Annotated in this window: 14 protein-coding genes and 1 pseudogene; 11 read left to right on the plus strand and 4 right to left on the minus strand. The window is 67.7% G+C overall.

Annotated features, from left to right (window positions below):
• The first annotated feature begins 167 nt into the window (after positions 1-167).
• The 4 genes from ACM6LU_RS19660 to ACM6LU_RS19675 are packed head-to-tail and all read left to right on the plus strand — an operon-like array spanning position 168 to position 9,028.
• Positions 168-1,589 carry a PD-(D/E)XK nuclease family protein gene (locus ACM6LU_RS19660; RefSeq protein ID WP_414939174.1) on the plus strand — a complete coding sequence of 474 codons (1,422 nt, stop codon included), beginning with the start codon at positions 168-170 and terminating at the stop codon, positions 1,587-1,589.
• The gene (locus tag ACM6LU_RS19665; RefSeq protein ID WP_414939175.1) at positions 1,586-2,671 is read left to right on the plus strand and encodes a hypothetical protein; all 1,086 of its coding nucleotides are present in this window, start codon (positions 1,586-1,588) and stop codon (positions 2,669-2,671) included. The genes ACM6LU_RS19660 and ACM6LU_RS19665 overlap by 4 nt, the downstream gene beginning before the upstream one ends.
• Positions 2,664-6,164, plus strand: coding sequence for a hypothetical protein (locus tag ACM6LU_RS19670; protein ID WP_414939176.1), 3,501 nt, complete (start codon positions 2,664-2,666; stop codon positions 6,162-6,164). Before ACM6LU_RS19665 ends, ACM6LU_RS19670 begins: the two co-directional genes overlap by 8 nt.
• A complete protein-coding gene (locus ACM6LU_RS19675; RefSeq protein WP_414939177.1) occupies positions 6,161-9,028 on the plus strand; it encodes a pPIWI_RE module domain-containing protein in 2,868 nt (955 codons plus the stop codon). The genes ACM6LU_RS19670 and ACM6LU_RS19675 overlap by 4 nt, the downstream gene beginning before the upstream one ends.
• A 5-nt stretch (positions 9,029-9,033) precedes the next feature.
• Here the strand turns inward: ACM6LU_RS19675 and ACM6LU_RS19680 are convergent, their stop codons facing one another.
• A complete protein-coding gene (locus tag ACM6LU_RS19680; protein WP_414939178.1) occupies positions 9,034-11,769 on the minus strand; it encodes an AfsR/SARP family transcriptional regulator in 2,736 nt (911 codons plus the stop codon).
• 230 nt (positions 11,770-11,999) lie between these two features.
• On the opposite strand from ACM6LU_RS19680, the gene ACM6LU_RS19685 reads away from it, so the two are divergent.
• Complete coding sequence (locus ACM6LU_RS19685; RefSeq protein WP_414939179.1) at positions 12,000-13,022, plus strand: hypothetical protein; 1,023 nt, start codon at positions 12,000-12,002, stop codon at positions 13,020-13,022.
• A gap of 881 nt (positions 13,023-13,903) precedes the next feature.
• Here ACM6LU_RS19685 and ACM6LU_RS19690 read toward each other — a convergent pair.
• Positions 13,904-14,149 (minus strand): annotated as a pseudogene (locus ACM6LU_RS19690) (helix-turn-helix domain-containing protein); the annotation flags it as partial.
• 79 nt (positions 14,150-14,228) lie between these two features.
• Entirely contained in the window at positions 14,229-15,095 is an 867-nt protein-coding gene (locus ACM6LU_RS19695) for a helix-turn-helix domain-containing protein (RefSeq protein WP_414939180.1), read from the minus strand.
• 92 nt (positions 15,096-15,187) lie between these two features.
• On the opposite strand from ACM6LU_RS19695, the gene ACM6LU_RS19700 reads away from it, so the two are divergent.
• The gene (locus tag ACM6LU_RS19700; RefSeq protein WP_414939181.1) at positions 15,188-18,502 is read left to right on the plus strand and encodes a DUF5107 domain-containing protein; all 3,315 of its coding nucleotides are present in this window, start codon (positions 15,188-15,190) and stop codon (positions 18,500-18,502) included.
• A gap of 35 nt (positions 18,503-18,537) precedes the next feature.
• Here the strand turns inward: ACM6LU_RS19700 and ACM6LU_RS19705 are convergent, their stop codons facing one another.
• Entirely contained in the window at positions 18,538-20,220 is a 1,683-nt protein-coding gene (locus ACM6LU_RS19705; protein WP_414939182.1) for a beta-N-acetylhexosaminidase, read from the minus strand.
• 159 nt (positions 20,221-20,379) lie between these two features.
• On the opposite strand from ACM6LU_RS19705, the gene ACM6LU_RS19710 reads away from it, so the two are divergent.
• From ACM6LU_RS19710 to ACM6LU_RS19730, 5 genes are read left to right on the plus strand one after another with little or no spacing between them, the layout of a single operon-like run.
• Positions 20,380-21,657, plus strand: a complete 1,278-nt coding sequence (locus ACM6LU_RS19710; protein WP_414939183.1) for a glycoside hydrolase family 36 protein — start codon at positions 20,380-20,382, stop codon at positions 21,655-21,657.
• A 20-nt stretch (positions 21,658-21,677) separates the two neighbouring features.
• A complete protein-coding gene (locus tag ACM6LU_RS19715; RefSeq protein WP_414939184.1) occupies positions 21,678-22,628 on the plus strand; it encodes a carbohydrate ABC transporter permease in 951 nt (316 codons plus the stop codon).
• 12 nt (positions 22,629-22,640) lie between these two features.
• On the plus strand, positions 22,641-23,477 hold the full coding sequence (locus tag ACM6LU_RS19720) for a carbohydrate ABC transporter permease (RefSeq protein ID WP_414939185.1): 837 nt from the start codon (positions 22,641-22,643) through the stop codon (positions 23,475-23,477).
• 17 nt (positions 23,478-23,494) lie between these two features.
• The gene (locus ACM6LU_RS19725; protein WP_414939186.1) at positions 23,495-24,835 is read left to right on the plus strand and encodes an ABC transporter substrate-binding protein; all 1,341 of its coding nucleotides are present in this window, start codon (positions 23,495-23,497) and stop codon (positions 24,833-24,835) included.
• 11 nt (positions 24,836-24,846) lie between these two features.
• Positions 24,847-26,637, plus strand: coding sequence for a bifunctional metallophosphatase/5'-nucleotidase (locus tag ACM6LU_RS19730; RefSeq protein WP_414939187.1), 1,791 nt, complete (start codon positions 24,847-24,849; stop codon positions 26,635-26,637).
• The last annotated feature ends 5 nt before the right edge of the window (positions 26,638-26,642 follow it).

Raw genomic sequence — 26,642 nt, forward strand, 5'->3', positions numbered from 1 at the left:
GCGGAACCGGACAAGAACGGGACGGCGTGACAAATTCTGGACAGATTGTGCGGGTTGGTGCGTCCGACATCGGCTCGGCGGGTTGCCCTCGCGCGCTGGCGCGCAAAGCCCGGCGCCGCGCGGAGATCCGGAGGTCGACTTGGACCGACTTCACTTTGGGCCCGCTCATGGCTGCGGTGGACCTCTCGGAATTCGGCGGCCAGGACGACGCGGCGGTGATCGACGAACTGGCGCGGACTCGGGGAGCGTTCGAGACCGGCCGGCCACCGGCGCATCCAGGACTGGTGGTTTGGTCGATCGAGGCGTTCCGCAACTACCGCGCGGCATGGCAGGCGCATCAGGACGCCATGAACACGCCGTGCCCGATTCCGGTGCGATTCCCGTGGAAGATCTCCCATCGCCGGGATCCGGTGGACGAACGTGGAGTGCAACGGTACGAGCAGACTTGCTGGGGACGCCGATATCGGTCCGAGGACGACTCGATCCGGGAAATGTGGCTGATGGGCTTGACCGCTCCGGCGGAACGGCCCGAGATCGTCACCACCGCGGCAGCCAACGTGGCCACGTTCGGCGGGGGGACCGCCCCTGATCGAGTGCGCGTCGTCCTGTTCGGTGCCAGGTCACCTGTCGCGGTGCCGGTTCTCGAGTGGCCCTCCGCTCAAGTCCGTCAACAGGCACAGGATCTCATCGTGCCGAGGCTCCTCGAGATCGTCGACGGGACTGCGAGGCGAGCGGGCCGCAACTGCGCCGAATGCCCCGACACACCCGACTGTGCCGCTCTGCCGTCGGCGCAACTCCTGCCGAAAGTTCCTCCTGTGCCCGGCCCGCGGCGGACACTGTCGGTCACTGACTTGCGTTACCACCAGGGCTGCCCGGCGCGCTACCACCTGCAAAGGCAGCTGAAACTCCGCGACACCGGCCTTGTCGAAGGCCAGCCGATCCAAATCGGTCGCGCGGTCGACGCCACCTTGCGGATACGGCACACCGGCCACCCCAGCCGATGCAGGCCCGGCGACCCGGCGGGCGAAGAGGTCGCCGCGCTCCCGGAGGACAGCCAGCGAACTGCGGTGCAGATGCTGGCTCAGCACGCTGCGTTGTGCCCCTTCCCCGATGTCGAAGAAGTCCGTGGCGAGCAGGACCGGTTCGTGGTCGCCCATGACAAGAGCCTGGATGTGGTCTTCGGCGGCACGCCGGATCTCCTGTACCGGCGGGCCGGCGGGTGGGTGTGGAGGGAGACGAAAACGTCACGTCACAGGCTGAGGCGCGACCGGCCTTTGCTGCGCCAGGTCCCCCAGCTGGCACTGGCGATCCTGATCCTGTCCGCCGGGGCACCGGAACGTTCTCCGGGCGGATCCCGGGTCGAACTGGAACACCTGCGATCCGACGGGTGCGCTCTCGAAGAGCTGGACCCCGCCAGCCCGGCCCTCGTGGCGGAAGCCCGGGAAGTCGTCGGAGAGCTGGTGAGGCCGTTGTTTGGCGACACCATGTACGCCCCGAACCCTGGCGACGGCTGTGCGGGTTGCGAGGTCCGCCGGTGGTGCTCGCCGGGTGTCGAGTACCTGACCGCGGGCGGGCGAGCCAAGCCGTGACCACCCTCGGAGAGGAGGAGCGGCTGCTCGGCGCGGTCGCCACAGCCCTCGTGACCCTGGATGAGCTGCGCGATCTGACCGCCTTCCGGATGCCGTATCCGGCGAACGTCCAAAGCGCCTTGGACCGGCTGGCCCTGTATTGCCTGCGCCGGGGCGCTCGCCCACCGTCCTCGGTGCCGGGGTTGGTCCGCTGGGGTTACCAGCGCCCGCTGGGATCCTGGCCCTTGGTACTCCCCGAGGGCGTCTATCCCGAGGACGGCTTTCTGGTCGACAAGCATTCAGGCGCGCCGACCGCGCTGTGCCACGAGATCGCTCTCTACGCGGAGGCGGCCAATCCGTTCCTGGAGGTGTCGCGCCAGGTCGCGGAGATGGCGGCGTTCGCGGCGGAACGCGGGCGGACGCCGGCGTACGGCGCCACGCGGAACGTGCTGGCGGCGCACCCGGTCCTCACGGAGGAGCAGCTCAGGGACATCGTATTAAAACCCGGGGTCCGCGTTCTCGACGAGTACCTTGGCAAGCTCTACGTCAAGATCGGACCTGGTTTCGCCATCGACGGCGGGATCCACGCCTGCGACGGCTGTGGTGGCCTCCTGCTGCCCGCCGGCGAGGAAGGCTGGTGGTGCGAGCGGGAGGAGTGCGCGGCCAAGAGTCTCGTGGCTCCCGGTGAGCGTTGGGACCACGACGTTCGGATCCTCGTTCAGGGTAATCGCCGGCATCGGCAGTTCGTCTCCGGTCCCGGCAAGACGGTCCGGCGTCTCGGCGATGAAGTGAGACGGTCCGGGGCCTGGGTCAATTACTGGCCGTCGACCGGTACCGGCGATCTGCGGGTGACCGTGCCCGACGGGGAGACCAGGACCGTGCGGATCGTCGATTGGCACAGCCCGGCCCTGCTCGGCCGGGCGATCGCGGCGTCGGTCGCGGGCACCGGCGCCGACGTCGTGTGCTGGGTCATCGCCCAGTACCGGATCGACGCCGATCCCGGCTACCAGCGGATCGCGACAGAACACGCGAAGTCGTCCCGGATCTTCTCCGAGGACGAGTTCGCCGACATGATCCGGCAGGAGGCGGGCGACCATGCGTAGCAAGAAGTGGTACGCCGAGCTCACCGAAGAGCTTAGACAGACCACCTTGGAACTGCCCCTGGAAGTGCTCTGCCCGGTCGAACTGGGCCTGACCCTGTTGTCGCGCCTCGACAAAGCGCAGCCTCCGACCTCGGTCTGGCCACTCCTCGGTGGTTACCCGTTCGCCAAGGAGAGCGGGCTGGCGGACGACCCGGCGCAAGCCTGGATGATCACCTGCGTCCGGCACCGCCTCTGGCCGCTGCGTAGACCGGAGTCCTGGCTCGAAGCCCTGCGTAACTACCAGGAGGTGGACGCCGATCTGCGCGCGTTCCGGATCGCGGAGGATTTCACCTCCTTCGAATGGACCGGGACGACCACTCTGACCACACGCTTCCCGGTGTACGAACAGGCCCTCAGCACTCTTCCGGACTACGTCGACAGCAGCCCCGCTCCGGCGAAAGCTGGCAGCTACTTCTACTACGACCGTGATGAACGCGTCGAGGTGGAGATCCCGGCCGACATCGCGGACCGCGCACGCGACGTGCCGGGACACGACCTCACGTCCCGCACGGCGACGAACGGAGAGCCCCTCGACATAACTTGGGCGGCGCTGGGCGAGACCGCCCGATGGATGGACACGCACGCCCCCAAGGGCGAACGAGTGAACTGGCAGGCCAGTATCGAATCGACGCGACTGCTCGTCCGTGACGTTCACGGACACGATTTCATCGAAGGCGACAGGCTGCGGTTTGACGGGCTCCTCCACGCGGTCGGGGTCGTCGGGGTCGGGAAGAGCACCCTCATGAAGGTGCTCGCGGTCTGGGCGGTGAGACAGGACAAGCCACTGCGGATCACGCTCGTGGTCGGCGATGTCGCGGAACAGCTCGCCACGGCCCGGGAACTGCGAAGCTTCTTGGACGACGGGGCGGTGGTGGTGCCGATCATCGGTTCCTCCAACCGCGAGCAGCACGTCGAAGGACTACACCGACGGCTCGCCTCGAATGGCCATGTGCGGTTCGCCGGGCACCACGAGGACGAGGGGTTCGCCGACCTCGGCACGGCTTGCCCTCTCGATGCGCTCCGGGCGGCGGAAACGCCGGTGCGTTCGGTCGACGCGCCGTGCACACGGCTCTACGCCGTGGACAGCCAGGTCACCGACCGGAAGCGCCCGAGTCCATCGAGCTGTCCCCTGTGGCACGAATGCCCGCGGCACGCGAACGCCCGCGACCAGGTCGGCGCACGGGTGTGGGTCGCCAACATGGCGTCGCTCGTGGCCAGCCCTCTCCAGGCACACGTGGGCGGAGTGCGCCTGCGCCAGCTTGAACTGGCCTGTCTGCGCAGCGACCTCGTCGTCATCGACGAAGCGGACCGGGTGATGATGAACCTGGACATGGTGTTCGCGCCGACCGCCACGCTCGTCTCCCGCGAACCTCATTCGTGGCTGGACACCTTGTACAGGCACAACATCCTCGAACTCTCGCGGGCCGGACGCCTCCAGCTGTCCGACCGTTACGTGCGGAACTGGGAGGTCGCCCTCTCCGTCGTTTCCGGCGCCACGAACCAGCTCTACTCGATGCTGATCGCGGATCAAAGCCTCCGGGATTGGGTGGGAATCGAGTACTTCAACTCCTGGACGTTGCAGGGAAAGCTCCTGAAAGAGCTGTATCGACCCGGAACCGCAGGGACCGATGACGAGGAAGACGAGGAAATCCCGGCGGCCGAACCAGGGGCCTCCCACGCCGAGGCCGCGAAAGTTTTCGACCAGTTCCGCGACGACCCGTTGGGCGACAACGGCCCCTACGAAACTCTCGCCGACCGGTTGTCCGCGACGACGCAAGACCTGCTGCACACCCTAAACCGTAAGGCCGTCGCTCATCGGCTGGCCGCGGTGATCGGCGAGCTCCAGGTGCTCGGCACGCCGGAAAGGCCGGGTCACGTGGCCGAAACCGACCCTCAGGTACGCAAGCTGGAGTTCGTCCTGCTGCTGTCTGCGTTGCACCACCGGTTGGACCGCCTGACGCACCTCTGGCCACTCGTCGAAGACGCGATGCGACTGGACGCCAAGGACAACGAGCTGATCCGCCGCCCACCGATGGACTACCTGCCGCTCGTACCCGAGTCGCCGATGGGCAACGTGCTGGGTTTCCAGTACGTCGTCGACGATGGTGCCGGCGACCTCGACGGGGTGACAGGGACGCTGCGTTTCTTCCGGTGTACCGGTGTCGGACGGGAACTGCTGCTCTCCCTGCCGTCGCTCGGCGTCGACACCACCACCGGCCGCGGCGGGCCGCATGTACTGCTGCTTTCGGGAACCAGCTGGGCCGGGACGTCCACCCGCGCGCATGTCGTCGCACCGGTCGGCGCTGTCCTGCGGCCCTCACCCGATGCCGAGGAGCGTGTGCAGGAAACCGTTTTCAAGATGCGGTTCTTCCACGACGCCGACGGGAACCCCATCAGCCTGTCGGGGCGGCCGCCCAGGATCAGGTCGTCACTGCTGCGCTCGCTCGTGGACAAGCTCGGCAAGCCCGGCCCGAGTGGCATTTCGCCGCTGGAAGAGGAGATCCGAGCTGTCGGGAATCCGAACCGGCAGCGTGCGCTGCTCCTCGTCGGGAACTACCAGGAAGCCCGCGACGTGGCGGATCAACTGGACGCGATGCCCGGGTGGCACGGTCACGTCAAGGCGCTCGTCCGGGACAACGCCGATCTTGACGACGCGGTCTCCGACGGGACCGACGACCTCGACCGCGCCGGGGTCGTCCGTCGCGGGAACGCGGGTCTCTTCGCCACCGACGCCATGGCCCGGGTGCTCGTCGCACCGATGCTTGCCATCGAGCGCGGGTACAACATCTTGAACCGGGACAACGACGCCGCGCTCGGGGTGGCCCTACTGCTCACCCGGCCCCATCCGGTGCCGACCGACATCGGGCTCTCCGTGCTCGCCATCAACGACTGGGAGAGCCGCTACACGCGAGGCCTGCCCACGGCCGAGGACACCGATCCGGCTTCCTTCGCCGCCCTCGTGGCATCCCACGACACGCTCGACTCCGCCGGGCGGGCGTTCCGTGCCCTGGCTCGCAGCAAGTGGGGCCGGCTTCTGATCCGCAAGTACGCGTATTCCGTGCTGAGCAACGACGAACAGCGCTCGTTCGCCTGGGACCAGCTGGTCGTGCTTTGGCAGGTGATCGGCAGGCTCGTCCGGGGCGGAGTCGCTGCCCGGGTCGTCTTCGTCGACGCGAAGTTCGAACTCGCGATCGCCGAAGCGCGGTCGCCGAACGCACAGAAGCACGCTCGGCGAAGGCGGCGCGACCACTCCCGGGCGAGCCTGCTCCACGGCATCCGGGACGCCCTGCGCCCGTACTTCGAACCTCGCCCGGACGACAACCCGGTCGCTCCGGCGGACATGCGGCTCGCCGAGCTCTTATACAAGCCCGTTTACCTGGCGCTCTGCCGAATGCTCGACCAGGTCGAACCCGTCGACCTGGACGGCCCGGACCTTCTCTCCAGGAGGACATGACCTTGGCTCCGCGCTACACGGCGATCCGCCGGGCGGCCTACGAAACCGCAGTGGACGGAGACGGGCTCACCGTGGACTTCCACACCTTGCAGTTCCCCGAGGCCCTCGCCACCCAAGTACTCGACCTGGTCAATCTCGAACGGACGGGCCGGGCCCGATGGCAGACACCACCGACACGGCGGCTGGATTCGCTTCTCCAGGCCCTGGACGTGCGTCTCGGGGTGTTGCCACGCCCGGTCGCGGCGGGCGAGGGGCCGCGGACCTGGTTGTACTGTCCGGAAGACGCGGGAGAGCCGCTGCCGGTCTCGATCCTGCTACGGCTGCTGGAGTTCTGGATCGAGGAGCTCGGCTCGGATCATCCTGACGAGGCGAACAGGGTCCGTGATGTGCTGCTCGCCAAACCCCCCGTGTGGCAGCCGGAGAAGAAGATCTCGCTCACGCGATGTGGCGTCAGCGAAGGAGGGACCGCGCAACCGGATGGCCCCCAGTACCTGCTGACGACGCAGCACTTCGCCCGCCGCATCCAGGAGCTGGAGCCGTACGACTCCGGCGAGCAGGTACTGCGTTTTCGGTCTGTCGCGCGGCGGTCGCGTCAGCAGGGGGCGGAGCTCATCTCTCAGCCGCTCTTCCACGACGACAAGCATGGGAGGTGGTGGTTCTCGGTCGTCGCCACCGTCACCCTCCACACGGTGCCGTTCCATCCCCGGCCACGCGTTCACCTGCACTTCGGGGTGCGCCGCTGGGCCACCCACCCCGACCCGAAGACCGGGCTGGTGCGGTTGGGATACCGCCGGGCCAGTGCCGTCTACCTGCGTCCGGTCGCGCCGTGGCTGCCCGGTGTCCCCGTCAGCGAACGCTACAGCGTGGCATACGTGACCAAGCTCGACGACGATCTCGGATGGCGACAAGGGGATCTCGCGAAGCTGATGGAGCGGCTCGCTCTCGGCACCGGGTCGTTCCCGGACCCTGCCGGACTCCTCAGCGACCCTGAGCGGTGGTTCAAAGGCGAACGAGGCGTAGACGCGCTGATCGCGTACAGCTCGCCCATGGGTGAGCACGGTGTGGGCGCGGGTTTCATGTCCCACGAGCGCTCGCGCCTTGTCGAGTGGGCCGAGCAGGCTCTACTGCCGGATCTGGCAAGGGTCGCCGACCTCACCCGGTCGGAGCTACCCGCGAACAAGCCCGCCAACGTCCGCAAGGGCGGTTCCAGCGAACGCACGGCGGAGGGCAAGGCGAAGCTCCGGTTGACCCGCCGCACGTCGCTGGCCGCCCTGTACACGGATTGGTCCGGCACTCCCGAGTTCGCCGCGCGACTGTTGTGGCGCACCGACCGGACCCGTGACGAAGCGATCGTCGCGCTTGCCGAAGTGCTCGGTCTCGAAGGTGACGGCGGGGCGAGTGAGGTGAGCGCGCAGGCTCACGATCGCAGTGGCCGCGGGGAACCCGTCGTGTTGCAGTGGCGGACTCGAGAGCTGGTTGTGACGTTGAGCTGTCTGCGCCTGGACAACGGGTTGACAGAAAGCCTGGGTGTGCCACCGGAACCGGCCAAAGGCCGGGCGGATCGCGCGGCAAGAGCGCTGGCCAAGCGCCGGGCGGACATGGGTGAGTTTCTCGCCAAGAACGGCGCGGACGCGGCAGTGCCTTCAGTCGCTTTGGTGGAGATCCACGGACGCACCGTGTTCCGCGGCCGGAACGATCCCAAGTTCGCGTTGCGGCTCGGCGCGGCCGACAGCGGGGTCGTCACCCAGTTCATCACCTCGCCCGGGTCGGCGCGCGCGGAGAAGACACTGCCCGTCGCGGCCGAGTCGTCCTGGGTGGACGCGCTGCGGCAACTGGGAGCGACGGTGGTGCCGCGCACCGACGTCCCGGCAGGCCTGCCCGTCGGAACCCAGTACCTGGCCGTCTGGACGGCGACGAAGGCACGGGGCTCCACCGCCCGGTCGGCCAAGGGCAAATTCCCGGTCGCGGTGCTGGTGCGTCCCGGCGTCGGCGGCCCCGAGGAGATCTCGGCCTGGGACGCCGAAGCTGTCGAAGGAATGGGGGCCTGGATCGCGTATCCGCGTTACCTTGCCCGGCTGCCCGCGCTAGCCGCGGTCTCCGAACACGACCTCGCCGATGACGGCGCACATGAGGAATCGTGGTTCGATTGGCCCCGAACCCGCGACGAACAACGGTCCTCCACAGAGGAGTTCCTGCACCGGGTGCTCTCCTCGGACGAGATCCGCTGTACCCCGACCGTCGTCCTCGTCGACGCGCAGAACATCAGAAATCTCTGGACATGGGTGCAGGACGGTGAGGTGCGCCGGGATCTCATCCGCACCGGCGTCGCGCCGGCCGGACGGCCTAATCCCTGGCTACGGCTTGTCCGGATCCGCACCGGGGAGCGACGGGAGACCCCGCAGTGGTGGGGTCTCGCGGACGGCGACGGGCTGAACGGCCTGCCCTCCAATCTGTGGGAGAGCGCCGAGACGGAGAACGACAGGATCTTTTACAGCACCACCCCGAAGGCTTCCACGGCGCAAAGTTCCGCGGTAGGAGCGCACAAACTCCAGAACCGGCCGATCCGTCTGGGCGACCGGGTGGATCTGCCGACGATCGACATCGACAAACCCGCGTGGAATCCCGGCCTCGTCGAAATCGCGGTGCTCAGCCACAACCGTGACGAGGAGGACGATCCGCACGCCCTGGCGATGGCCGTCCACCAGCTGAGGCAGGCACCGGACTACCGCGACGCGCTAAGCAGGCCATTGCCGCTGCACCTCGCGCAAAAGGCTCAGGAGTACATCCTGCCGATGCGGAACTCGGACGAGGAGGACGAGACTGATGCGCCGGACGGCCCAACCACGGAGGCTCCCGTGAGCTGATCGCCTCAGGCGCCACGGGCAGCCAGCCTGCTTTTCACGGTCGTGTACAACTGCCGGTCTTCGGGTTCTCGCTGTCGCAACCTGCCGTAGCAGGACACGAAGTCCCGCAGTGCGCGTAGCTCGTCTTCGGCACGCCCAGCCGCGCGATACGCCTGGGCCAGCACAGCCAGCACCCGAACCTCGTTGGTCGGCGCGCCGGACTCGAGATAGCAAGCGCGGGCAGCCTCTCCGTGGAGGGCCGCCTCTTCGAAACGCTCCAACCTGAGGTGACAATCCATCAGGACGCGGTGCAACGCGCCCCGGTTGTACGGAGTGCTCGCCCGAGTCATCAGGTCGACAGCGAACGACTCGCGCTCAAGGGCCCGCCCCGGCTCTCCCAGTTCTAGGTGACAGTGGATCTCGGTGGGTAAAGTCGCCGCGACCCCGCGTGCGTCGGCCAAAGCTTCGTAAAGGCGGCCTGCAACCGTCGCGTGATGCCGCGCTACCTCCCACTTCTTCATATCTTCCTGCAAGACACTCATCTGCTGGTGACCATTCGCGGTTTCCAGAGGGTCATCGATGCCTTCAGCCAGGGTGATCGAAGTCTCCAGGCTGCGCTCTGCGGCACCGAACTTCCGCAGCTTCCGCTGGATGTTGCCCAGCACCCGATGGCAGACAGCCTGGTAACGCGTCCGTTCGGGCTCGTCCAGCTCGTCCTTGGTGATCTTGGAGGCTGAAGTCAGCAGTCGCTCCGCCGTGGGCCACGGGCCGTTGCGGGTGTGATAGCAGCACAGGGCGAGCGGTAAGCGCCACCGGTATGTTTTATAGGGTAGGAAATCTGGCGAATCCAGTACCGCGAGAAGGGTGTCATGCTCGCTCTCGAACCACCGTCGGCCTTCTTCCTCGTTCGCTGGATCGGGCAACGGCGCACCATCGGAGACAACGAGATCGCCGGGCAGCTCCCTGCCGGAGCGGAGGGCACGGTCACAAAGCCGCGCGGCGGCCAGCAACCACCCCAACAGCTCCTCCCTGATCATGGACACCTCGTCCGGCGACAGCTCTGCGAACGCACGTTCCCGAGCGAAGGCGCGGACCAGGTCGTGGAGTCGAAACCGGCCCTCCGGAAGCGGATCGAGCAGGCTGCCTCGCAGCAGTTCGTCCACAGCGTCCTCTGCGGAGGATGCAGGCAGCCCTGACAAGAACGGGATCACGTCCAGGGAGATCTCGGGTCCAGGGTGGAGTGCGCTGATCTGCAGGACCCGGGCAGCCTCGGCGGACAGTGGCCCGTACGACAACGCAAGTGAGTCACGCAATGCGGTCTCTCCTTCGGGTTTTGCGCCCAGTACCGCCGACGCCGAGCCCAGCCGGTCCAGCAGCCTTTCCAGGCTTACACCTGGATTCAGCTGTGCCTGCGCGGCGACCAGCCGGACAGCCAACGGGATTCCGCCGCACGCCGCCATGAGCTTCGCTGCCGCGAACGGCTCCTCCTTAATCCTCGCCTCGCCGATGGCTTCGCGCAGGACTTCCAGGCTCGCTTCGGGCGTGATCGGGCTTAAGGCCAGCACCCGCCCGTCAGCCACAGCCGGCGCGGTGACGGCAGCACGCGTCGTGATGACCGTGCGGCTGTGTTCCCCAGCCGCCAGGAGTTCCGCCGCGTGCTGGTGATCACGGGCGTTGTCGAGAACGACCAAGATCGCACGTGTGTTCACCGCAGTCCGGTAGGCGGAAAGCACGTCATCACCGACCGGGATCCCAAGCTGCCTGGCGAAATCCGTCAGAACAACCTCGAGCTGGGCCGGACCGGACGGTGAGAAGCCTCCCAGGTCGGCGAAGAGGACACCGTCGGGAAATTGGGCGGCCACACGGTGTCCCCAGCTCACCGCCAGCTCGGTCTTGCCCAGGCCTCCGAGCCCGCGCACCGTGACAACCCGGGTCTCGCTGTCCTGGTCAGTCAGGCTATCGAGAAAGACAAGCTCGGCGTGACGGCCATGAACCTTCGACCGCACTGGCGGCAGCAGGTGAGGCATTCGAGCCGGGACTGCCTCCGACACCTGTCGGGCCTCGGCGATCCGGGTTTTGGCTTCCTTGCGCAGCACCATGAGCGACGGCCTACCGAGACCCGCGGGTAGCTTTTCGCGCCGATCGAGGTCGTCGGCAATCGCCCTCACGCGCCCGCATCGAGCCCATGTCCACCACAGCGCAGCCCGGATCTCGTCGTCGTCCGGGAACAGTTCACTTGCCCGCTCTGCGTGGTCTGAAGCGGGTTCGGGCCCCTCATGTTCCAAGGAAAGCCCTATCAGCTCGAGAAAGGCACGGCGTCCCGTCGTCCGCAGCTCCGCCACCTCGTCGTGCACCCAACGCGAATCCAGTCCGTCCAGCGGCGGTCCTTGCCAGCACTCGGCGGCCTCGCGCAGGAGCGGCAACCGTCGGTGCGGGGGCAGTCCGACACAGCCGGCGATCTTGGTTTGGAACCGCCATAGATCAACTGCGTCCCGCGCGACCAGCAGTTGCTGCATCGCGTGCTCATTCCTCTTCACCAGCTCCAAACCCGCGCTGTCCCGAAGCCTCGCTCGATAAGACCGCAGTGTCGCCGAGCCGTTTACCCCGAATCGACCGGCCAGCTCCGTGGAAGCGACCTCGCCACCTGCGGCGGCGATGATCGCCAAAACGGTGGCCTGGCGAGGTTCGAGACGTATAGCCGTACCGTTCACAGTCAACTGCACTGCGCCGAGAATCCGCAGGTCGATTGCCGGTTCGCACATGGTTCCCAGTGAACCAGACCGACGTCCGACAGGCCTCGCCCGATCGGTTGCAACGCTTTTCGCCACGGTTTCCGCAACGCCGAGCCGGGACGTTGACAACGTCCAGAACAACGCTCAGGGAGGAACCCATGGGATATTCGGCCCTCGAAGACTTCGCGCCGCGTTGGACAGCAGGACATGGCGCACAAACCTGCGAAATACGCCGAGTGGTCCTGGCAGTGGTGCATAGTGTGGCGGCAGCCGAGCGCGTGAGCGCGGCGGTACGAGCGATCGAGTCAGAACCGGGTATCCAGGTCGTCTTCACGCAGCCGCCGGGTCCCGCCGAAGAACTCGTCCGGGACTACCTCGCCATGATCGGCGCGCTTACCACGCCTTGGGAACGCGCGATCCGAGGGCGATTCGATCTGGTGATCACCGCGGATCCGGGCGAGACCGGCTCCTTGAATTGCGCGTTGCTGGTGCTGCCTGCGGTTTCAGGGGACGGCGAGATCGTCGGTCGCAACGGTCGGTGCTGCGTCGCCGCGCTTGCGCGCTTGCTCCGGCAACGGCCAGGCCGCGCCGGACCTGTGCTTGTCGGTCTGCCGCATCTCCAGGCAATGACCCGGCTCCGAGTCACAGCCCCACAGGTGGGCAGGCACGCGGTTGTCATCGGCGACCCGGAGTACGACAAGCTGCTTGAGGCCTGCCACGAGCAGGCCGGGATCCACCGCGACCAGCGGCTGGGCCTCGTTCTGTCGGCCCTTGGACCCGACTCGTTGCTTGGTAGGACGCCCGCTGTGCTCCGGCGGCTTGCCCTGGAGTTGCCATCGCATCGGGTCCGCCTGGTTTGCCGGCTAGACCCGGACATGTGGGCGTGCCACGGCAGGCGGCAACTGCTGGCCTGGGCCGGACGAGTGGCGCGCGAGCGAGTGGAGTTCCTGCGACCCGAACACGACTGGCAGGCCGTCGCCGCGGCGGCTGACTTCGTCGTGGGGGACCACGGTCACGACACCGCATGTGCCGCCGGGGCGCAAAAACCGGTGTACCTGGCCAACCCGATTCGCAATGCCGAGGTCGGGTCGCTCAGGGAAGCCGTCGCCAGGTACGGGACGGTCTTGGATCCCAAGTTTCCGTTGGCCTTCCAGTTCCGCTGGGCACAGCGCCCCGGCACTCAGGTCGCGCGACGGGTCACATCCGCCCCAGGAGAATCGTTCTCCCTGATACGCAGGCAGTGCTTCCGCCTGATGCAGTTCACCAGCCCCACTGTTAACTAGAAGAGAGAATGTTCCATGTCCACTATCTGCAGGTTCAACTATCAGGCTTCGGAAGAAGGCGGCACTGGCGACCGTGTCCGGCCGTCCAGCGCCGACTGACGGCTGAGTCCACTACCCGGACAGGGTGGCCCTGAAACCCTTATCCAGCCGTGCTGTCCGTGAAGGCCTCCTTGCCTACCTTGAGAGTAGGAAAGGAGGCCTTCACGGAGCACCACCCAGACCCGACGGCTTGCCTTACCCCTCGATACAAACACCAATTAAGCCGCAGCCACACAACGAGGATCGGTGCAGGCGCTGGGCCTGGCTCGCGAGCCCGAGACGCGCCCGAGAGTTCAGAAACAGTCCGACACCAGACGACACACCACGACGCACCGGCCACCTCGCGACCAGACGAAAAGGTCTTGTTCGGCATCACTCGACACCATCCGACACGCCAAGGTTCCGCCTCTTAACCAGCGGGTTCGGGGTTCGAGTCCCTGATGGCGCACATTCAAGCCCTACGTTTCGGATTCTGAGACGTGGGGTTTTGTGCTATGCGGACGGCTTTCTTCCACTTCCTTACTGTCCATTGTGGTCACATCCGAGCCCGAGACGCGCCCGAGCTGTCGAGTGGGGTTCCTGGGGATGATCTATGCTGTGGCCTCTGCCGCCGCGAGTGCGATCTCGGGCAGGCCGTGGTGTAGGTGTCCATGTCACGGTGATCGACGAGTGCCGGAGCTTGCTCTGCACGACCTTCATATCCGCACCGGCGGCCAACGCCAGTGTGGCGGCTCCGGGCCGCAGACCATGCAGCCGGATCGGCGGCAGACCGATCTCGTAGAACCGCTCGGTGACATCCGCCAGGTGCAGAGGCTGGGTGAACAACAGCCCATTGTCGACCCAGCTAATGCCGAGCCGGAGTGCTTGTAGTGGCGGCGTAGCTGCTCGATCCGCGGGGGTGGCGGTGGGACGCTGAGCCGGTCGAGCAACCCGGCCTCGCCGTACTGGCGGTAGCGGTTGACCCATTTCGAGGCGCACTGCCGTGAGATACCCATCTCCGCGGCGACGTGTGTGACCGGGCGAGTCTGGCAGCGCTACACGAGACGGCGGCGGCCTTCGACAGACAATGACGCGTTGCGGTGGAGCACGCAGTTCTCATCCTGCCGCTGAAGACCCGCCCCCGTCCTCAGGCCCTACCCCGCGTCAAAACCTCACGACCCGCAACGACTAGTTCTTCCCGCGTCGGTACTCGCTGGGGCTGCAACCGTGTTCTCTGCGGAAAGTGCGCGAGAAGTAGAACGCGTCGTTGTAGCCGATGGTCCTGGCGATCTCGGAGATGTCGCGGGACGTGGTGGCCAGCAGCTCGCGCGCTCGGACCATCCGCAGGCGCTTGGCGTATTCGACCACGCCGCAGCCCGCCGCCAGCCGGAACAGGGCCGCGAAGTGCGAGGGGGACAGGCCTGCCGTGCGCGCCAGCTCTTTGACGATCACCGGCTTCGCGAAGTTGTGCCGCAGGTACTCCTGCGCCTGGCGAACCGGCTCGGTGGGCTGGTGGGCTTCGGTCAGCGCGTCCGCGGCCAGCTGCGCCAGCAGGGTCCAGCCCGCGCCGGAAGCCGAGATAAGGTGCGGGAAGGTCTCGGCTCGTTCGAGGAAGCCGATGGCGTCGTCGATCGCCGAGACGGCCCGGTAGGCGTCGCGCACCTCGATGATGGCTTCTCCGCCGTCCGGCGTGACGACCGAGAGCAGCTCCGAGACCTGGGAGCCCGCGGCGTGCAGCCACCAGATCGTCCAGGGGTCGCGCGCGTCCGCCCAGTAGAAGTGCGGGCGGGATGGGGGCAGGACGAGGGCGTTCCCCGGCCTGATCACGCTCACCCTGCCGTCGACCTCGCAGTGCCCGACCCCGTCGGTGCAGACGATCACGATGGCTTCTGGTGCGCTGCGCGGGCGGTGCTTGCCGTGGTTGGCCGCGCTGGGGAAGTACCCGGCGTCGGTGACGAGCAGGCCCGAGGTCGGGGCTCTGCGCAGGGCCGACGCCACCAGCGGCCGCGGCAGCACGCGCAACCGCTGACCTGGGAAGCCATCGGGCAGCAGCATCCGCACACCGTACCGCCGGCCGTCGAATCGTCCAGGTGATTCGGTCGAAACGGCCATCCCGCTGAACGGGTGCCCAGGCATAGCGTTGCCGCATGTCACAGGCTGAATCGACGCTGATCCTGCCGTCCCGCCCCGCCGAGCACGCCGAGGCCGGGGTCGCGGCGTGGCGGGCGGGGGTGATGATCGACAGCTACCTTCCCGAAGCGCCCGACCGGTATCCCGCCTACCTGGACCGGCGCGTCTACCAGGGCTCCTCCGGACGGGTGTATCCACTGCCGTTCCATGACCGGATCAGCCCGGTGAAGGCCCCGGCGGAGTGGGACGCGGTGCACCTGGAGAACCGCTGGCTGCGGCTGATGGTGCTGCCCGAGCTCGGTGGCCGCATTCACGTCGCTTTCGACCGCACCCGAAACTACGACTTCTTCTACCGCAACCCGGTGATCAAGCCCGCCCTCGTCGGACTGACCGGCCCGTGGATCTCCGGCGGAGTCGAGTTCAACTGGCCGCAGCACCATCGCCCCGCCACGTTCCTGCCGGCCGACGTCGAGATCGAGCACGAGCACGATGGCGCCGTGACCGTGTGGTGCTCCGACCACGACCCCTTCGACCGGATGAAGGGAATGCACGGCGTCCGGATGCGGCCCGACAGCGCCGTCCTGGAATTGCGGGTGCGGCTGTACAACCGCTGCGAGCGGACCCGGACGTTCTTGTGGTGGACCAATATCGCCGCGCGAGCGGATGAGAACTACCAGTCGTTCTTCCCCCGTGACGTGCGTGTGGTCGCCGATCACGCCAAGCGCGCGACGACCGGCTTCCCCGCCGCGGATCGGGCCTACTACGGGGTCGACTACCCGGCCCGGCACGACGAGGTCGACACGGTCGCCGGTGGCGGGCGGGTCCGCGGCGACCGCCTTGACTGGTACCGCAACATCCCCGTGCCGACCTCGTACATGTGTGTGGGCAGCAAGGAAACGTTCTTCGGCGGCTATGACCATGCCGCGCGGGCCGGGTTCGTGCACGTCGCCGATCGGCAGATCGCTGTCGGGAAGAAACAGTGGACTTGGGGCGCTTCGGAGTTCGGTGATGCGTGGGGCCGCAATCTGACCGACGACGGTTCGGCCTATGTCGAATTGATGGCCGGGGTTTTCACCGACAACCAGCCGGACTTCTCCTTCATCGCGCCCGGGGAGACGAAGGTGTTTTCCCAGTTCTGGTATCCGATTCAGGAGATCGGTCCGGTGCAGGCGGCAACCGTGGACGCCGCGGTGCGGGTGGACCGCCGGGGAACGAGCGCGCGGGTCGGAGTCGCCGTGACGGCTGACCGCCCCGGATGCCGCTTGTCGCTCGTTGACGGCACTGGGGCCGAGGTCGCCGAGGCGCGCGCCGACATCGCGCCGGGCAAGCCCTTCCAGGAGAGCATCCCGCTGACGCGGCCCGCTGATCGACTCGTGCTGCGCGTCCTCCACGGTGACGAACTGCTGGTGGAGTGGGATTCCCTGGTCCCCAGTGCGGACGATCAAGTCACCCCGGCACGCGAGCCCGCCGCGCCCGAGGACGTGCCGACGGTGGAAGAGCTGGCCGTGATCGGCGCGCACCTCGATCAGTACCGGCACGCGACGCGCTCGCCGGAGCTGTACTGGCGTGAGGCGCTGCGCCGCGATCCCGCGCATGTCGCGGCCAATGTCGGGCTCGCTGGGCGCGCGTACCAGCGTGGTGACTTCGCTGAAGCCGAGAAGTTGTTGCGAGTAGCTGTTTCCCGGCTGACGGCGGTGAACCCCAACCCGGTCGACACGACCGCGCTGTACTGCCTCGGTCTCGTGCTGGAGCGACTCGGCCGGGCCGAAGAGGCGTACGACGTATACGGTTCCAGCTCCTGGGCGCGGGCGTGGCGGGCACCGGCGGGCTATCGCATGGCGCGCATCGACGCCGCACACGGGCGGAACAGGGAGGCGCTGGCCAGGCTTCAGGATGTGCTGCGCACCGAGCCGGAGCACCTGCAAGCCCGTGCGCTCCGGGTGATTGTGTTGCGCCGTAACGGAAACGACGGTCAAGCGGCAGAACTTGCCGAAGCCACCCGTGCGCTTGATCCCCTGGACTGGTGGACGCGCGATCTGCTTGGCCTGCCTCTCACCACGGACGCGCAGACCTGCCTTGACGTCGCGCTGGAGTACGTCGGCGCTGGTGAACACGATGCGGCGCTGCGGGTGCTCGACGTCGCCCGCGAGCGGGAGGGTTCTCGCGCGATCGGACAGACAGCGGCCGGGCCGTTGCTGGAGTACTACCGAGCCGAGGTGCTGCGCAGGCTGGGCAGAGACCACGAGGCGCGTGAAGCCGTTGCGATGGCGCAGAAACTCGACGCGACGTGGTGTTTTCCTTCGCGGTTGGACGACGCGTTGACGCTGGAGCGTGCGGCGAACTCCGACGACACGGACGCGCGGGCTCGCGCGCTGCTCGGGCACTGGCTCTACGCCAACGGACGCCCTGATGACGCGTGCACGGCCTGGACCGCCGCGGCAGCGATCGACCCGGATGATCCCGTGGTGTGGCGGAATCTGGGACTCGCGGCTTTCAACCACCTCGGTGACGCCGACCAGGCATGCGCGGCCTACGACTCCGCGCTCGCCGTCGCGGGGGACGACGCCAGGTTGACCTTCGAGCGTGACCAGCTCAGTGCGAGGCTCGGCGTGCCGCCCGGGCAACGGCTGGACTGGCTCCTGCGGAACCGCGCCCTGGTCGAGACGCGGGACGACGCCACCCTTGAGCTCGCGCACCTGCTGATCACCGCCGACCGGCTCGACGAGGCCCGCGAACTGCTGCTTGGCCGCACCTTCCAACCGTGGGAGGGCGGTGAGGGCGACGTGCTGCGCGTGTGGGACCGGCTGTGCCGCTCGCGATCCACAGTGGACGATGCGTTCGCGCCGCCGGAATCCCTCAGCGAGGCAAGGCATCCGCTCGCGAACACCGCGCAGCTGCACCTGATGCGGGGTGACGTGCTCGGCGATCGGGCGGCGTGGGAGCTGGCCGCCGCGCAGCAGGGCGACTTCCTGGGGATGAGTACCCAGCCCTACTCCGAGGCGACCTACTCTTCGGTGCTCGCGCTGCGCAGGCTTGGTCGCACCGAGGAAGCCGACCGGCTCACCGAGGCATTGCGCGCCTTCTGCGACACGTTGGAGGCGAGCCCGGCGACCGTGGACTATTTCGCGACTTCGCTGCCGTCGATGTTGTTGTTCACCGAGGACCTGGCCGCCGCACAGCTGCGCCGAGTAGGTTTTTTGCGGGCGCAGCTCCACATTCTCGACGGGCAGCACGCACGCGCGGGTGACCGGTTGGCCGCGCTGCTGGCGGAGGACCCGCACCACGTCGACGCGCTGGACCTCGCCCGATCGATCCGGACTCCGACGCCGTGACGGTGTCTGCGCACCGTCACCGCGCGCGGGGTTCGCTACACATCGGGGATATCCGCCACGGTTCCGGTCGCGGCCGCCTCGGCGTAGTTCGCGAGGCGCTCGGCCATCGGGACCCCGGCGCGATGGGCTCGCCGGCCGGTGCCGCCGCGCTGCCACGGCGCTGGGCCGGTCAGCGGGCGGAACTCGACTCCGGCCGCCGCCAGCCGGTCGAGGTGGCGGGGCAGCCGCCGGTGGAGATCCTGCGTGCGGGAGCCCCAAGCGATCTCCGCGAAGGCACACGTTCGCGGGTACAGAAGGTAGTCGACCAGTCGTGGGTCCTCTACGAACTCGGTCCACATCTGGCATTGGATCCCTTGCACACGAGCACTTTCGGCCTCGGACCAGTCCTGCGGGATCGGCTCCCACGAGGCGACGTCGCCGAGGGTGACCGGGCCGCCGATCGCGAGTGGCTCGTCGGGGTGGGCCTCCTGGAAGTAGTCGAAGTAGGTCGGCATGACCGGCGAGAGCACGACGTCGTGACCGGCTGCCGCCGCCCGGCGGGCGACCTCCGCGCCACGCCACGCCATGACCAGCGTGGTGGTCGATTCCGCGTCGGCGGCGGTCCCTTGCGCGGCGAAGCTGTCGTCCCACGTGACCGGTGTTTTGCCGTGCACAGCCAGCATCTGCCGCACTTCGGCCATCAGGGCGGCGAAGATCTCGGCGCTCCCGGAAAGCCCCCGCTTGTCGGCGAAGGCACGCACCACCGGGTCGTCTTCCCACGCCCGCAGGACGGACTCGTCGCCACCCACGTGCACGTAAGGGGAAGGGAACAGCGGGAGCAGCTCGTCGAACAGGAGGCGCAGGAACTCCAAAGACCGCTCCGACGGAGCCAGGAGCGCGTCGTGCACACCCCAGTTCGCGTGCACCGCGCGATCTGGCACGGACGGGGACCCGAACTCCGGATAGGCGGCCAGCAAAGCGCCGGTGTGGCCGGGAACGCCGATCTCCGGGATGACCGTGATCGCGCGGTCCGCCGCGTAGGCGATGATCTCGGCCAGGTCGTCGCGGGTGTAGTAGCCGCCGTGCGGTGTGCCGTCGTGGACGACCTCGTCGGAGTAGTGGCTGACCTGGCTCGTCGCCCGCCAGCCGCCGACCTCGTGCAGACGCGGGAAGCGGAGGCTCTCCACCCGCCAGCCCTGGTCGTCGCTGAGGTGCAGGTGCAGGGTGTTCAGCTTGTGCGCGCTCATCAGGTCGATGTGGCGCGACACCTCCCGCTTGGGCAGGAAGTGCCGGGCGACGTCGAGGAGCATTCCGCGCCAGCGGAATCGTGGACTGTCCTCGACGCGGACGACCGGTGCGACCCACAGGATGTTCGATGGCGCGGCCTGCCGGTAAGCGGCGTCGGGAAGGAGCTGGCGCAGGGTCTGCACGGCATACACGACACCGGAACGGTCCGCCGCGGTGATGGTCACTCCGTCCTCGGTCACGTCGAGCACGTAGCCCTCGGGAGGGGTCGCGCCCGCGCGCAGCAGCACCCGCAGACCTGCGGGTCCGGTGACAACCTTGCTGGTCATGGGCAGCAGCGCGATCGCTCGCAGGACCGCCGCCCGTTCCTCCGCCGGCACATCCAGGCGCACCGGGAGTTCGGCCGGAAGCTGGAGCACCCCCGCGCCGAGCAGCACCGAGTGCGGCTGGGGAACGAGGTGTGCCGCCCGCTCTCGCGCGTCGTCATGGCTCATTGTCGCTGCCTCCCGGTATGCGTATATATGTTTCTTTCTGTTCATTCACCGTCTAGAGTAAGCATATAGTGCTCATTCTAGGGGCTAGTGTGCGCATAAACGAACGAAAACCATCACGAAGGGACGCCGATGTACCTTCCGATCGCCGAGGTTGCCTGCGTGCCGGCTCGGGCGCGCGTCTTCGAGCAGGGCTGGCAGTCCTGGAGTCCCACCGGCACCTACCCTGGTGACGCGACCTCGCCCCGGCCGTCCTCGGCGCAGATCGCGGCGAGCTGCTTCCGTTTCGACCGGCCGATGCCGGAGTCCGGCTTCCAGGGCGAGGGACTTGTCGTGCTCGACCCTGGCGACGGCGGCCCGATGCGGTCGTGGTCCGCGGTGGATCACTCCGCCGAAGTCCCCTCCATCCGCGTGCAGGCGCTCGGGGACCGGCTCGTCGTCTCCAGCCTGGGCGCTGTCCGGGAGACCGAGCACACCGACCTCCCGCGCGCGCTCGTCGCCTGGGCTGAGGAGGTGGCGGCCAACGGTGGCGTGACGGCGGTCCGTCCGCTCGGTCCGGGGTGGAGCAGCTGGTACGGGCACTGGAACAAGGTCACCGAGCAGGACATCGCCGACACCCTGGTGCACGCCGATCGACTGGAGCTGCCGCTGGAGATCATCCAGCTCGACGACGGCTACCAGAGCGCGATCGGGGACTGGCTCGACATCCGACCGGGCTTCGGATCCCTCGAAGGAGTGGCGAAACGCGTCGCCGACACCGGGCGGCGCGCGGGCATTTGGCTGACGCCGTTCTTCGTCGCCGCCGACAGCCGCGTGGCGACCGAGCATCCGGACTGGCTGGTGCGGGGCACGCCCGCGATGCGCGAGTGGGACCGGGACATCGCGGTGCTCGACGTGACGCACCCTGGCGCGGCGGAGCATCTCGGCGACGTGTTCAGATCCCTTGTGGCGACCGGGTTTTCGTTCTTCAAGATCGACTACATCTACGCCGGAGCGCACCCCGGCCCGCGGCACGCCGACGTGTCGGGGCACGACGCCTACGTGGCGGGGATGCGGATCATCCGCGAGGCGGTCGGGCCGGACTCGACCGTTCTCGGTTGCGGCGCACCGATGCTGCCCAGTGTGGGACTCGTCGACGCCATGCGGGTCAGCCCGGACACCGCGGTCGCCGTCGAACCCAAGTCCGGGGACGTCAGTCAGCCCTCGCAGCTCGGCGCGCGGCTGGCCGGGGCCGCGCGGGAGTTCATGCACGGCCGGTTGTGGGTCAACGATCCCGACTGCCTGCTGGTGTCTCCGCACGTGGAAGACCGCGCCGGCTGGGCGGATCACGTGGCCTCCAGCGGTGGGTGGAGGTGTTCGAGCGATCGCCTCGCCGACCTCGACGAGTGGGGAGCCACGCGCACCCGCGAGCTGCTCACGCCGTCAACCGGTCCTGCCTGATCTCTGGAAGGGAGTCCGCCATGGCTCAGGTCCTCACGGTGCCGACCCCGCCGCCACCGGTCTCGACCCGGCCGGTGCCGCCACGGGGACGTCGTCGGCGGGCACGGGAAACCCTGACGGCATATGCCTTTGTGGCCCCGAGCCTGTTCGGCGTCGTCGCGTTCCTGTTGCTGCCCGTACTGATCGTCGCCGGGCTGAGCCTGTTCGACTGGAAGCTGCTGGCCGCGCCGGAGTTCGTCGGGCTGGCCAACTACGAGCGGCTCTTCGCCGACGGCGGGATCGGCCACTCGCTGCTGGTGACCATCGCCTACGTGCTCCTGACCATCCCGGTGCAGACGGTGCTGGCCCTGTTGCTCGCGCTGCTGCTCAACCAGCGAGTGCGCGGTGTGAAGATCTTTCGCGCGATGTTCGTCCTGCCCTGGATGGCGACGCCGGTGGTGATGGGCCTGGTGTGGGGCTGGATCTTCGACCCGGCCAACGGCGCGGTCAACTCCTTCCTGGAGATCTCCGGGATCGACGGGCCGAGCTGGCTGTCCTCGCCCAGCCTCGCGCTGCCCTCGGTGGCGGCGACGCAGGTGTGGCAGTTCGCGGGCTACAACATGCTGTTCTTCCTCGCCGGGTTGCAGTCCATCCCGAAGGACTTCTACCAGGCGGCCTCGCTGGACGGGGCGTCTCCGGTCCGGCAGTTCTTCTCGATCACACTGCCGCTGTTGCGCCCGACGCTGTTCTTCGTCCTCGTCACCAACGTGATCGGCTCGTTCCAGGTCTTCGACACCGTTTTCGTGATGACCAACGGCGGTCCCGGCAACAGCACCGAGGTCATCAACTACACGATCTACCAGACCGCGTTCCGGCAGTTCGAGTTCGGCTACGCCTCCGCCATCGCGATGGTGCTGTTCCTGATCATCCTCGCGGTCACCATGGCGCAGGTCCGGTACTTCAACCGCACCACCACCTACGACCTGACCTGAGAGGGGCCGACCGTGACCACGACCACTCGGCGACGGCGGCCTTCCCGCCGCGCCGCCCTCTACGCGACGCTGATCATCGGGGCGGCCATGTCGGTCTTCCCGTACTGGCTGATCGTCTCGACCGCGTTGAAACCGCGCGGTGAGCTCTTCGAGGCGGCACCGTGGGCGCCGCCGTCCTCACCGACGCTGGAGAACCTCGGCGCGCTGCTGGGCTCGGACTTCGCGCAGTCCATCCTCAACACCTTCATCTTCGTCACCGTCCTCACCGTCGGGCAGCTGATCTTCACCACGCTGGCGGCGTATGCGTTCGCGCGCTTGGACTTCCGGGGCCGCAACTCGCTGTTCTGGCTGTACCTTGCCACCCTGATGGTGCCCAACGTGGTGACCCTGATCCCGCTGTTCCTGATCATGCGTGAGCTGGACCTGGTGAACAGCTGGTACGGGCTCGTCGCGCCGTACGTCTTCGGCACGCCGTACGGGATTTTCCTGATGCGCCAGTTCTTCCGCAGCATCCCGCGCGAGATCGAGGAGGCCGCGCGGGTGGACGGCGCGGGGCACCTGACCATCCTGTGGCGGATCATCCTGCCGCTGAGCAGGCCGATCCTGGCCACGCTGGCGATCGTCACGGTGATCTCGTCCTGGAACAACTTCCTGTGGCCGCTGATCATCACCAGCAGCGCGGACACCCGCGTGGTCACCGTCGCGATCGCCGCCCTGCGCTCGGAGATCGGCATCGACTACACCCGGATGATGGCAGGCAGCCTGCTCACGCTGCTGCCGATGCTGCTCGTCTTCGTCTTCTTCCAGCGCTACATCGTCCGGTCGGTCGCCCTGACCGGACTCAAGTGACACGAAGGAGTGTCCCCATGAAGCTCTCGACTTTCCGGCGGAAGATGCTCAGCGCGCTGACAGTCGGCGCACTGGTCGGGCTGGTCGCCGCCTGCGGCGGCAGCGGCGACAGCAATGGCAAAATGACACTGACCTACCGAATCTGGGACGAGCAGCAGCAGAAGGGCTATGAGAAGGTCTTCGAGGCGTTCAAGGCCAAGCACCCCGGCATCGACGTCAAGATCGAGCTTCAGCCCTACGACCAATACTGGACCAAGCTCGTCACCGAGATGGTCTCCGGCACCGCGCCCGACGTGTTCTGGATGACGCCCGCGAACTTCCCCGAACTGGCGACGCAGGGCGCGTTGATGGACGTCTCCGCCGCCGTGGAGCAGTCCGGCCTTGCCAAGGACAAGTACCACCCCAACGTCGTGGATTCCTTCACTTACAAGGGAAAGATGTACGCCGTCCCCAAGGACTGGGGCGTGCCGGGGATGCTCTACAACAAGCAGGTCTTCGCCGAGGCTGGCGTCGAGATGCCCACCGAGCCGCTGACCTGGGCGCCCGACGGATCCGGGACGTTCCTGCCGCTGATGCAGAAGCTCACCGTCGACGTGAACGGCAAGCACCCCCATGAATCCGGCTTCGATCCGGCCAAGGTCAAGCGGTGGGGCTTCGCCTCCTGGAACCACTCGGGCACCCAGTGGCTGAACTGGATCCCGAGCAACGGCGGCACGACGATCACCAAGCCCTACGGCACGTTCAACTTCAACGAGCCCGCTTCGGTCGAGGCGTTGCAGTGGGGTGTCGACCTGATCAAGAAGTGGCACGTGTCCCCGCCCGCCGAGCAGACCAACCCGCCCGCGGGCCGTGCGACCGAGATGTTCCAGCGCGGCGAGGTCGCGGTCTTCCCGGCCAACAACGCGCTGCTGCCCTTCGTGGCCCCCAGCTCGACCTTCCCGATCGGCACCGCATCGCTTCCCGCGGGCAAGGCAGGCCGCGTCGTGATCATCAACGGCCTCGGCGAGGCTGTCTACTCCCGCACCAAGCATCCCGACCAGGCCAAGCAGCTCGTGTCGTTCCTGGCCACCCCGCAGGCGCAGGCGATCATGGCCGAGGGCGGCTATGTCTTCCCGGCCATCAACGACCTCGCCCCGCGCTACGTCGAGCACTGGAAGGCCAAGGGCATCGACACCCAGCCGTTCCTTGACGAGGCGCGCGGCAAGACGGCGAACTTCCCGATCGTGTCCGGCTTCGCCGCGGCGGAACCCAAGATCAACCAGATCTTCAACGACATGTACCTCGGATCGGTCAAGGTCTCCGACGCCGCCCGCGCGGCCGTCGAACAAGGTAACGCCCTGCTCAGCCCCGAGAAGTAAGGAGGTCGCCCATGTCCGCATCAACCAAGAGGTGGCGCGTGGCGGCGATCGCCACCGCCGCGTTGCTGGCCGTCTCCCTGGCACCGGCCGCGACGGCCGAGCCCGCGCCCGGGGTGCCCGTGCAGCTGCTGTCGATCACCGACCTGCACGGCTACTTCGGCGAGTACACCACGACCGTGCCCGGCTCGCGTGCCGGTGAGCCCGCGAAAACCGTTGGTGGCGGGGCATATCTCGCCTCGCACCTCAACCGGCTGCGCGCACCGGAGAACTCCGTACTGTTCTCCGCGGGCGACGACTTCTCCGGCTGGCCGTCGGAGACCGCGTGGTTCTGGAACGAGCCGACGATCGAGTACATGAACATGATCGGCGTCGAATTCTCCACCGTGGGCAACCACGAGATCGACCGGAAACCGGCCTACCTCGAGCACATGATGGAGGGCACCTGCCAGGGCCGCCCCGACCGCGACCTCTGCTTCACCGACTCGACCGGGAAACGCTTCCAGGGCGCGGACTTCGACTACTACTCCGCGAACGTGATCAACGAGGCCACCGGCCGGCCCCTGGTCAAGCCGTACCACGTGCGGCAGGTCGACGACGGTCGCGGCGGCACGCTCCCGGTGGGATTCATCCACGCCACGACCACCCACACGCCGGAAGAGCAGCTCTCCTACTGGCCGAGCGAACTGAAGTTCCTACCCGAGGTGGAGACGATCAACCGTCACGCCGAGGAGCTGCGCGCGCGGGGCGTCCAGGCCATCGTCGCCGTTGTGCACGAAGGGTTCTCGCAAGCGAACGGTGCGGGGTACAACGACTGCACCGCACCGTTCGGCCCGCTTGCCGACATGAGCAAGCAGATCAGCCCGGCGGTGGACGCCATCGTCGGCGGGCACTGGCACGCGCTGGTGAACTGCATGCTGCCCGACCCGGCCGGTAATCCCCGCCCGGTGGTGGAAGCGGCGAACCACGGCAGGCTGATCAACGAGATCAACCTGGAGCTGGACCCGGTGACCGGCGATGTCCGCCGAGACCGGACGAAGTCGGTCAGCCACGCCAACACCCGTGATGTCGCACCGGATCCCGAGGTGCAGCGGATGGCGAAATACTGGAAGGACCGGCTCCCCGCGCGGGGGAACCAGCAGGTCGCCACGGTCACCGGCGATCTCACCCGCACCTCCGGCACCGACGAGGAGTCCACGCTCGGCAACGTGACCGCCGATGCGTTCCTCTGGGCGGCCAACAAGGACGGACAGGCCGATCTCGCGGTCGCGATGCCGGGAATCTTGTTGCGCGACATACCTTTCGCTCCCAATCCGGCCAATCCCGCGGACGCGCCGGGGCGGGTGCTGTTCTCCGAGCTGGTCTTCGGCACGGTCTACGAGAACGGCATCGGCCCGGCCGTCGTGCGCGGGACGGTGACCGGCAAGAAACTCGACGAGCTGATCGAGAGCCAATGGCAGCGGGGGGCCGACGGTGTCGTGACGTATCGGCATATGGCCGTTTCCGGCAACGTTTCCTACACCTACGACCCCGGCGCCCCGGTCGGGCAGCACGTCGACCTCAAGAAGATCCGGATCAACGGGAAGCCGGTGAAGGCCGACCGCGAGTACCGGATCGCGACGCTGGCCAACAACTTCTTCGCCCGCAACGCCACACCCGGGTTCACGGCGCTTTTCGAGGCCAGGAACCAGGATCGGAGCACCTACTCCGGTGCGGACGCGCTCTGGAGGTACCTGGAGGCGAGGTCGCCGGTCCGGCCGCCGAAGCTCGACCGGGTCCGGCCCGCACCTGGAAGGAGCCGTTAAGCGCC

Origin of the sequence: Amycolatopsis sp. cmx-11-51 (genome assembly GCF_047608665.1) — a bacterium.
In the GTDB taxonomy this organism is placed as follows: domain Bacteria; phylum Actinomycetota; class Actinomycetes; order Mycobacteriales; family Pseudonocardiaceae; genus Amycolatopsis.

Excerpts from the sequence above, each read along its gene's own strand:
- ACM6LU_RS19660 (WP_414939174.1), top strand. The coding sequence starts at position 168 with ATGGCTGCGGTGGACCTCTCGGAATTCGGCGGCCAGGACGACGCGGCG.
- ACM6LU_RS19670 (WP_414939176.1), top strand. The coding sequence starts at position 2,664 with ATGCGTAGCAAGAAGTGGTACGCCGAGCTCACCGAAGAGCTTAGACAG.
- ACM6LU_RS19675 (WP_414939177.1), top strand. The coding sequence starts at position 6,161 with ATGACCTTGGCTCCGCGCTACACGGCGATCCGCCGGGCGGCCTACGAA.
- ACM6LU_RS19680 (WP_414939178.1), bottom strand. The coding sequence starts at position 11,769 with ATGTGCGAACCGGCAATCGACCTGCGGATTCTCGGCGCAGTGCAGTTG.
- ACM6LU_RS19695 (WP_414939180.1), bottom strand. The coding sequence starts at position 15,095 with ATGCTGCTGCCCGATGGCTTCCCAGGTCAGCGGTTGCGCGTGCTGCCG.
- ACM6LU_RS19700 (WP_414939181.1), top strand. The coding sequence starts at position 15,188 with ATGTCACAGGCTGAATCGACGCTGATCCTGCCGTCCCGCCCCGCCGAG.
- ACM6LU_RS19705 (WP_414939182.1), bottom strand. The coding sequence starts at position 20,220 with ATGAGCCATGACGACGCGCGAGAGCGGGCGGCACACCTCGTTCCCCAG.
- ACM6LU_RS19715 (WP_414939184.1), top strand. The coding sequence starts at position 21,678 with ATGGCTCAGGTCCTCACGGTGCCGACCCCGCCGCCACCGGTCTCGACC.
- ACM6LU_RS19725 (WP_414939186.1), top strand. The coding sequence starts at position 23,495 with ATGAAGCTCTCGACTTTCCGGCGGAAGATGCTCAGCGCGCTGACAGTC.
- ACM6LU_RS19730 (WP_414939187.1), top strand. The coding sequence starts at position 24,847 with ATGTCCGCATCAACCAAGAGGTGGCGCGTGGCGGCGATCGCCACCGCC.